Source organism: Sulfurimonas sp. (assembly GCF_032250635.1).
Lineage (GTDB): Bacteria > Campylobacterota > Campylobacteria > Campylobacterales > Sulfurimonadaceae > Sulfurimonas.
Genome location: NZ_JAVVFL010000102.1, coordinates 1 through 7,962 on the forward strand (window position 1 = coordinate 1; position 7,962 = coordinate 7,962).

The window sequence follows — 7,962 nt, forward strand, 5'->3', positions numbered from 1 at the left end:
CCGATGATTTGGATGCCGTACTTCGCCGCCGTATCCTCAAATCCGGATGCCAGCTCTCTCATCTCTTTCATCGTCATAGACTTAGGCATCGCAACGCTGAGAAGTGCGTATTTTGGCTTTGCATTCATAGCGATTGCATCCGAAATATTGACCATCATAGCCTTAGCTGCAATCTGATAGTAGCTCATCCACTTTTTTTTAAAATGGACATCTTCGAAAAAGGCATCTTTTGAGTAAACACTAGAGCCTATCAAAGCCCCATCGTCACCGATATGAGCGTTTTTAAACTGAGATATAAAATAATTTTCTAAATTCAATAAAACTTCTTAAAATGCCTTAAGTTACCATTAAAGCCAATGTGTATAAAATAGCGGGATATTATACCATCTATATAGGAAATCCTACCATGAAGCACTCTATAAAAAAGATTTTCAACAACCTCTCTCTTTTTCTTTTATTGGCGACTGTGTTTGCAGCGTTTGGAGTGTTGGCAGCGGTTGAGCACTCAAACTCATATGAAAAAATTGACAATCTAAACAACCAAAAGCGAATTATCAGCTCTCTTTTATCTCTTCCAAAAGGTGACCTTGATTTGGCACTAATACAGTTTAACGGTAAAAGCACCCAGCTTCTTCACGACATTGATAAACTCCGCAATCAATACGAATTTAGTTTTGTAGAGAGATTTGTACTCTCAAACTCAAAAGAGTATCTGTCCGATTTAGATGAACTAAGTTCTCTCACAAGAGAGTTCAATAAAAGAGCGAGTGATTTCTATACAAAGAAAAATAACGGCGACAAAGAGAAAGAGGAGGCGCTGCAAAAAAGTTTTGCCTCTTTATACGATCAAATCAACCACATAGTTTTCAGAGCTGTCTCATATAACCAAAAAAAGTTCAACATTCACAAAAATATAACTTACCTGGCATTTGCGTTGATTCTCTTTATGGCTTTTTGGTATAGAAAAAGACTCGCGGCAATATATAAAGATATTGAGTACCTATATGATGTGGACAAAAAGGGGTATGAAATATTTTCACAAGAAGCAGGTGCAATTTCTGTAAGGATAAGAAGAAAACCGGATATATCAGAAAATCCTGCAATGGTCGACCCAGTAACGGGCATTAACAACCTAAAAGGTCTAATGAGCGCTTATGCTGAGAAGAAAAATATCAAAGAGAAGAACTATACATCCGTTACAGTATTTGAAATTGACAACTTTTCAAAAACAAACAGAGTCTACTCCCAGGAACTGACACAAAACATACTCAAAAAAGTTGCATTTACAGCCTCTCTTCACAAACAGTCGGCGGATGTAATCGCAAGAACGGACTACAACCAGTTTACGGTAGTTCTCTCAAGAGAGAGCAAAGAGCTCTCATACAAAGATGCAGACATTATCCGCCAAAGTGTCTCCGAGCTTAAACTAACATCTCCAGAACTAGGGCCAATTGAGATAAAACTAAGCGGTGGGTTTGTTATAAAACCAAATCACGTATCTCTTGAAGAGGCTATTAAACAGGCTAAAAAAGTACTTGATTATGCCAAAGAGACAGGCGGAGATAAAATATCTCAAATAAAAGATCTGGTTCACAGCGAACTATAATATTTCTTACCCCTGTATTTCACCGCTACGGGGCGCCTTCCTTCATCTATTTCACTAAGAAAGTATCACAATTCTACACACTTTCACTCTTCTGTTTTGCCCAAAATGGGTGATAATGAGTGATAATGGAACATTTTGAATTTTTATAACAACCTTTTATTATAGACAAAGGCTAAAAATTGTAAAATCCGCCTTATTTTATTCTTAATCAACAAAGGAAAGCTAATGGGTATTCCTATTTATACTTACGATGCAATTATTGTCGGTGCTGGTCTAGCAGGATGCGCCGCTGCAAGAGAATTACAAAATGCAGGTAAAAAAGTTGCAGTTATAACAAAACTCCATCCGCTAAGAAGCCACTCTGGAGCTGCTCAAGGCGGCGTAAACGCAGCTTTTAGCGATAAAGACAGCGTTGAACTGCATGAATTTGACACTGTAAAGGGGAGTGACTACTTAGCTGACCAAGATGCTGTTGAGTTTATGTGTAAAAATGCACCTGAGACTATCCGCTGGATAGAGAGAATGGGTGCGGTATTGAGTAGAACTCCTGATGGAAAAATAGCGCAAAGACCTTTTGGAGGGCAATCATCTCCTCGTGCATGTTATGCGAAAGACAGAACAGGTTTAACGCTTTTACAAACTATCTATGAGCAGGCTTTCCGCGTCGGCGTTGAGTTCTGGGATGAGTGGTATGCTGCCGATATCATCTATAAAGATGGTAAGGTTTCAGGCGTAGTTGCGTTTAATATCAGAGATCTTCAGGTCGCTATTTTTAATACAAAATCGGTAATGTTTGCAACAGGCGGATACGCAAGAAGCTACAAAATCAACTCAAATGCACACGCAAATACGGGTGACGGTCTATCAATAGTAGCACGCCACGGACTTCCGTTAGAAGATATGGAGTTTGTTCAGTTTCACCCATCCGGACTATCAGGAAACGGTGTTTTAATCTCTGAAGCTGCTCGCGGCGAGGGAGGACGTCTTCTTAACTCTCTTGGCGAGAGATTTATGGAAAAATACGCTCCAAATGCGATGGAACTTGCATCTCGTGATGTTGTGTCTCGTGCTATTTTAAACGAAATTCGCGAAGGACGCGGTGTTGGACCTAGAAAAGATGCTGTTTTTATCGACGTCACTCATTTAGGAAAAGATCTGATTATGGAGAGACTACCTGAACTTCGTGAACTTGCCATGACATTTTTAGGTCTTGATATGATAAAAGAGCCTATCTTAATCTCCGCAACAGCGCACTACTCAATGGGCGGTATCCCTGTAAATATCGCAGGAAATGTTCGTAAAAACAATAACGAATTTGTAGAGGGCTTCTATGCCGCAGGTGAGTGTTCTTGTGTTTCTGTCCACGGTGCAAATCGTCTTGGAGCAAACTCTGTTCTTGAAGCGCTTCTCTTTGGTCGCTTTGTAGGCAAAACAATGGTTAACGAGATAGACACAATTCCTCTTCGTGAAGCAACACAAGAAGATGCACAGAGAGCCCTTGATGAGATCGCTTTCGTACTAAACAACAACGGAAATGAAACAATTACACAGCTAAGAGAAGAACTTCAACAGTGCATGACCGACAATGCGGGCGCATTTAGAACAAAAGAGACGCTAGAGATTGCTGTGGCTAAAGTTAAAGAGCTAAGAGAGAGATTTAAAAACATTCGCATAAAAGACAAATCAAAAGTGTTTAACACTGAGCTTCAAGAGGCAATAGAGTTTGGTCACATGGTTGATTACTCTGCATTTATCGTTGAGAGCGCTATTGCTAGAAACGAGAGCCGCGGCGCTCACTTTAGAGAAGATTTTAACACGCGCGATGATGAAAACTTCTTAAAACACACTATGGCTTACATGGATAAAGATGGCAATATAGCACTTGATTATATGCCTGTGGTTCTTGGCAAGCATGAACTTAAAGCAAGAAATTACTAAGGAGAAGTTATGAGTACAAATAAAATTACTACACAAAAAGTAAACTTCAAAGTATTTCGCTTTAATGCTGATGAAGATTATCTTCCATACTATGAAGATTACAGTATGGATGTTACTTCTGAAGAGGTTGTCTTAGATATACTAAACAGAATAAAATGGGATCATGATGGAAGTTTTTCATATAGAAGAAGCTGCCGCCACGGTATCTGCGGGGCTTGTGCTATTAAAGTAAACGGCAGAAGTACTCTCGCATGTAAAGAGAGTATGACTACCATGATAGAGTACTTTGGAAATGATTTGACAATTGAGCCATTAAGTACAAAAAGAGCTATAAAAGACATGATTATCGACAAAGGAGACTTCTGGGAGAAACATGCAGCCGTAACTCCCTATCTGGTTACAGATATTGATGAGTGTCCATCATGCGAGAATCTCGTATCTCCACATGATGCCGAAGAGATAAACGATGCCGACCTTTGTATTCAGTGCGGGGCGTGTCACTATGCTTGTCCTGTTGTTGAGATAAACAGCGACTTCTTCGGTCCAGCAGCATTCGCAGCGGCTTACCGCTTTGAAGCAGATGTTCGTGATAGTGACTCTCAGAGACTTGTTGATGTCAACGAAGAGAAACAAGGTGTTTGGGATTGTGTCAAATGTTTTGAGTGTGCGGAGGTTTGTCCAAAAGATATCAATCCAATTGAAAAAATAACAAAACTGCACCAGATGGCGTTTAAAAAAGGCGTTGCGAAAAACAATGTTGCAACACGTCATGCTGTCGGTTTCTTACACTCTATCAAAAAGCACGGCGTGCTTGATGAGGGCGGCTTGGTTCTCTACTCAGAGGGAATTCATATAGTCAAACATATCCCTGTTGCGCTTCAAATGTTTAGAAAAGGCAAGATTGTCATGCCTTGGAATATGCCAAAATCAGATAACCTTGATGAGATACAAAAGCTTATAAAATCATCATCAACAGTAAAGTTCTAGGAGTAAAATAGATGAAAAAATTAAAATATGCACTTTTTACAGGATGTACGGCAAAACAGAGTACTCCGGAACAGATGATGTCAACTATGGCAGTTGCCAGAAAGCTCGATATTGAGCTTATAGAACTAACGGAAGCTTCATGTTGCGGCGCTTCTCACCTGCAAGATTATGATGACTTCTTATCGCTTGTACTAAATGCAAGAAATATAGCTTACGCTGAAAAACATGGCTTAACTATGGTTACTATATGTAATACATGTCAGCTAAATACTGCAATGACAAAGCATAGACTAGATAGAAACCCTGAACTAAAAGCAAGAGTCAACGAGAAGCTTGCAGAGGTTGGTTTAGAGTACAAAGGTACATCAAACATCATCCACTTTTTATATGCTATCATTGATGACTTTGGACTCGATAAAATCAAAAAGATGGTTGTAAGACCTCTAAGCGAGTTCAATATAGCTCCTTTTTACGGCTGTCACAACATCCGCCCTTCTGAGCTTCATGACGAGTCTCACAAACAAAAAGAGAACCCATACAACCCTACTTCATTAGATGACCTTATTATCGCGTGTGGCGGTATGAATGTTGACTATGAAGAGAAAAACAAGTGCTGCGGATTCCACGTTGAACTTCAAGCTCCACATACTGCAGCAGTTTTAACAGGAACAGCAATTGCCGGTGCAACCGACCAGAATGCCGACATGATGGTAACACCTTGTCCTCTTTGTCACTTAAAACTTGACACGCAGACAAAAAGTGCTTCTGAAGCAATAGGCAGAGAAGTGTCCCTTCCCGTTCTTCACATGCAGCAAATGGTAGGTCTAGCACTTGGATGCAGCCCTGCAGAGCTCGGTCTAAAACATCACGTTACAAACGTAAACTTCGTATAAACTAAGAGCAGAGAGATTTCTCTCTGTTTTACAAAAAGCTCTCTTACAATCTTCCCTTTAATAACAAAATATGTTCTTTGAACGTCCAAAAGAAAAACATTAACCGAGTATGGAAATACTTTTGCTATAGTGTCAAATCTGATATCTATTAATATACTCAATGCTCCATTGACTACAAAATAAACTATAAACTAGGACTAGCATGACAGATGCATCTTCAAACTTTTCAATTCAAAGAATATTTGCTAAAACGTTTGCTTATATTTTCTTCGGGCTTTCTGCGGCAATCGTATTGTCAACATTCACTTCGGCGTTTGGAAATATATTCAACGGCGACGAAATCACATCTGTAATTATACAGATGGTAAATACCAGCATTATTGCAATCGCTGTGTTTGAACTTGCCATTGTCATCAACAAAGAGTACGGTGATGACAATGGGCATGATGTCGTTCATATGCTTAGAAGAACCCTTCCCCGCTTTATCGGAACTGTGTGTGTTGCTTTGTCGCTTGAGGGGCTTATTATGGTTATAAAGTACAGCCAACTGGACTTGGCAGGTAATCTATATTATCCTGTAGCTATTATTATCAGTGCGGCTTTTCTGCTGATAGCACTTGGCGTGTTTTTGAAATTTTCCCCTACCGAATAAGAAATTACACTCCAAATAAAAAATCCGCTGCCTTATGAGAAGAGAGTAAGTAAAGGCTTCCAAAACATTTAATGGCTCTTTTTGAGTAAATTAAGATAGAATTATTAATTGAATAAATAGTTTGCCCTTAACACTGCAAACATTTTATTTTATTTAACAATAGGAGTCTATTATGGCTATGACAAGTAAGGTAATAGGAATTATTCTCGTGGTTATAGGTGTTGGAGTTGCAATATGGGGATATCAACTATCTAGCTCAGTCGGTTCTCAGGTTACACAGGCTGTTACAGGTTCGGATACGGATAAAGTAATGACCTTCTACATTGCCGGTGCTGTCAGTTTTGTTGTCGGTCTATACTTTTTGGCTAGAAGATAAAATAAAAAGCAACATAGTAGATTAGTGACCAGAAGGCTCTACTTAGCCTTCGGTCTAAAAGCCTTTATAACATCCTCATTTGTCTCTATATATGGTCCTTCTATAAGGTCTATGCAGTATGGAACGGCAGGAAATACCGCATCAAGACACTCTCTTATAGATTTTGGTTTACCAGGGAGATTTATAATGAGGCTTTTGCCTCTGATTCCAGCAGTCTGACGAGATAGTATAGCCGTAGGAACATACTGCAGGCTTACTTGACGCATAAGTTCGCCAAATCCTGGCATCATCTTTTGACATACGTTCTCTGTTGCCTCAGGTGTAACATCGCGAAGCGCAGGTCCCGTTCCGCCTGTAGTAACTACTAAACAGCACTCTTCATCGTCGCAAAGCTCTATCATAGTGCTCTCTATCATCTCCTGCTCATCTGGGATACATCTGTAAACTATCTCAAACTCGCTCTTGAGGTAATCCTTCATTGTGTCTTGAATTGCTACTCCAGAAATATCTTCGTATATCCCTTTGCTTGCTCGATCACTTGCCGTTATAACGCCTATTTTTATTTTGCTCATATATCTTCTCCTAGTTAGTTAATAAAAAATGGTTTGCATTTTTGATGTATGTCACCGTAGCTACTTCCAAGAAAAATTCTCTTGCGCCCTCAACATCTACGATTTTGTCCTCTCCACCGAGATAAACCTCTATCTTTACCCCGCATCGCATAATCTCTTTTAATTCACATATATTCCACTCGTAGTAGAGCAACTCTTCAAGCTCTTCAATGGAGTTTTTTTCATGCTCTACTATCTTTTTTTCATACGGCAAAAAGCATAGGGAGATAAACTCTCTTAGATAAGCGTCTTGGTTTTTTCTATATCCAAGCAGTTGGAGTTTTTTAAACTTCTCATCTTTTGTCTGAAAAAAAGCGGGAGAGAAGAGTTGCAGTGTGTCTACGCGCTTTTTCTCACAGAGCCTCTCTTTAGTTTCTCTAAGAGCTTTTATGGCTCCGTAACTAAATCCGCAAACAGTGTACTCGGATGAGTTTATATACTCTTCAAAGTAATAGTGCTCATTTTTTAGAGAAAAACCACTATAAAATTTCATTGAGTTTCTTTTTCACATCCGCTTTTGTGATACTCTCACGCTCGTTTAAAACGCTCTCTACATACTTTATAACACTCTGCATAGACTCTAAAAGATTTCTCGTCTCCTCATAGAGTCTTTTCATCAAAATCTCTTTTTCGTTCTCACTAGCCATAAGAGAGGAACCCATGCCGTACTCTGTAATCATCATCTGGACTATCTCTTTTGCCTCGTCCAAATCGCCCTTGGCGCTGCTTGCATGTTCACTGTACTTTATGTTGCATGCGACGATACCCGCTAAAAGCATCTTAACTCTTGATTCAAGTTCATGCTTTATAAGCGGCTCATCTGTTGCAGGCGTCAGTTTCTCGTTTGAGAGAAGCAGTTTCTCAAAAGGGAGGTCAAAGTAAGTCGCGCAGATTGCTTT

The 7,962-nt window shown here is 39.6% G+C and carries 10 protein-coding genes and 1 pseudogene; 6 read left to right on the top strand and 5 right to left on the bottom strand.

Features of this window, described 5'->3' with window-relative positions; all coding sequences use genetic code 11:
* Positions 1-317: AIR synthase related protein (locus tag RQ763_RS07165; protein WP_314152045.1), on the bottom strand; the 317-nt coding region annotated here is incomplete at its 3' end.
* An 89-nt stretch (positions 318-406) separates the two neighbouring features.
* On the opposite strand from RQ763_RS07165, the gene RQ763_RS07170 reads away from it, so the two are divergent.
* The 4 genes from RQ763_RS07170 to RQ763_RS07185 all read left to right on the top strand — a co-directional run bounded on the left by RQ763_RS07170 (position 407) and on the right by RQ763_RS07185 (position 5,424).
* A complete protein-coding gene (locus RQ763_RS07170; RefSeq protein ID WP_314152047.1) occupies positions 407-1,606 on the top strand; it encodes a diguanylate cyclase in 1,200 nt (399 codons plus the stop codon).
* 225 nt (positions 1,607-1,831) lie between these two features.
* Positions 1,832-3,544, top strand: a complete 1,713-nt coding sequence (gene sdhA, locus RQ763_RS07175) for a succinate dehydrogenase flavoprotein subunit (protein ID WP_314152049.1) — start codon at positions 1,832-1,834, stop codon at positions 3,542-3,544.
* 9 nt (positions 3,545-3,553) lie between these two features.
* The gene (locus RQ763_RS07180; protein ID WP_314152051.1) at positions 3,554-4,531 is read left to right on the top strand and encodes a succinate dehydrogenase iron-sulfur subunit; all 978 of its coding nucleotides are present in this window, start codon (positions 3,554-3,556) and stop codon (positions 4,529-4,531) included.
* 11 nt (positions 4,532-4,542) lie between these two features.
* Complete coding sequence (locus RQ763_RS07185; RefSeq protein WP_314152053.1) at positions 4,543-5,424, top strand: CoB--CoM heterodisulfide reductase iron-sulfur subunit B family protein; 882 nt, start codon at positions 4,543-4,545, stop codon at positions 5,422-5,424.
* Here RQ763_RS07185 and RQ763_RS07190 read toward each other — a convergent pair.
* Positions 5,397-5,585: a hypothetical protein gene (locus tag RQ763_RS07190; RefSeq protein WP_314152055.1), complete on the bottom strand. Its 189-nt coding sequence runs from the start codon at positions 5,583-5,585 to the stop codon at positions 5,397-5,399. The genes RQ763_RS07185 and RQ763_RS07190 overlap by 28 nt on opposite strands.
* A gap of 41 nt (positions 5,586-5,626) precedes the next feature.
* Between RQ763_RS07190 and RQ763_RS07195 the strand changes: the two genes are divergently transcribed.
* Both RQ763_RS07195 and RQ763_RS07200 read left to right on the top strand, forming a co-directional pair.
* Entirely contained in the window at positions 5,627-6,076 is a 450-nt protein-coding gene (locus tag RQ763_RS07195; protein ID WP_314152056.1) for a hypothetical protein, read from the top strand.
* A 172-nt stretch (positions 6,077-6,248) separates the two neighbouring features.
* A complete protein-coding gene (locus tag RQ763_RS07200) occupies positions 6,249-6,452 on the top strand; it encodes a DUF3185 family protein (protein WP_294929357.1) in 204 nt (67 codons plus the stop codon).
* A 38-nt stretch (positions 6,453-6,490) separates the two neighbouring features.
* On the opposite strand, the gene mog is transcribed toward RQ763_RS07200, so the two are convergent.
* From mog to RQ763_RS07215, 3 genes and pseudogenes are all read right to left on the bottom strand, one after another.
* On the bottom strand, positions 6,491-7,024 hold the full coding sequence (mog, locus tag RQ763_RS07205; RefSeq protein ID WP_314152057.1) for a molybdopterin adenylyltransferase: 534 nt from the start codon (positions 7,022-7,024) through the stop codon (positions 6,491-6,493).
* A 10-nt stretch (positions 7,025-7,034) separates the two neighbouring features.
* Positions 7,035-7,556, bottom strand: a complete 522-nt coding sequence (bioV, locus tag RQ763_RS07210; RefSeq protein WP_314152058.1) for a pimelyl-ACP methyl ester esterase BioV — start codon at positions 7,554-7,556, stop codon at positions 7,035-7,037.
* Positions 7,543-7,962: pseudogene (locus tag RQ763_RS07215) on the bottom strand (ATP-dependent metallopeptidase FtsH/Yme1/Tma family protein); the annotation flags it as partial. The gene bioV and the pseudogene RQ763_RS07215, both read right to left, overlap by 14 nt.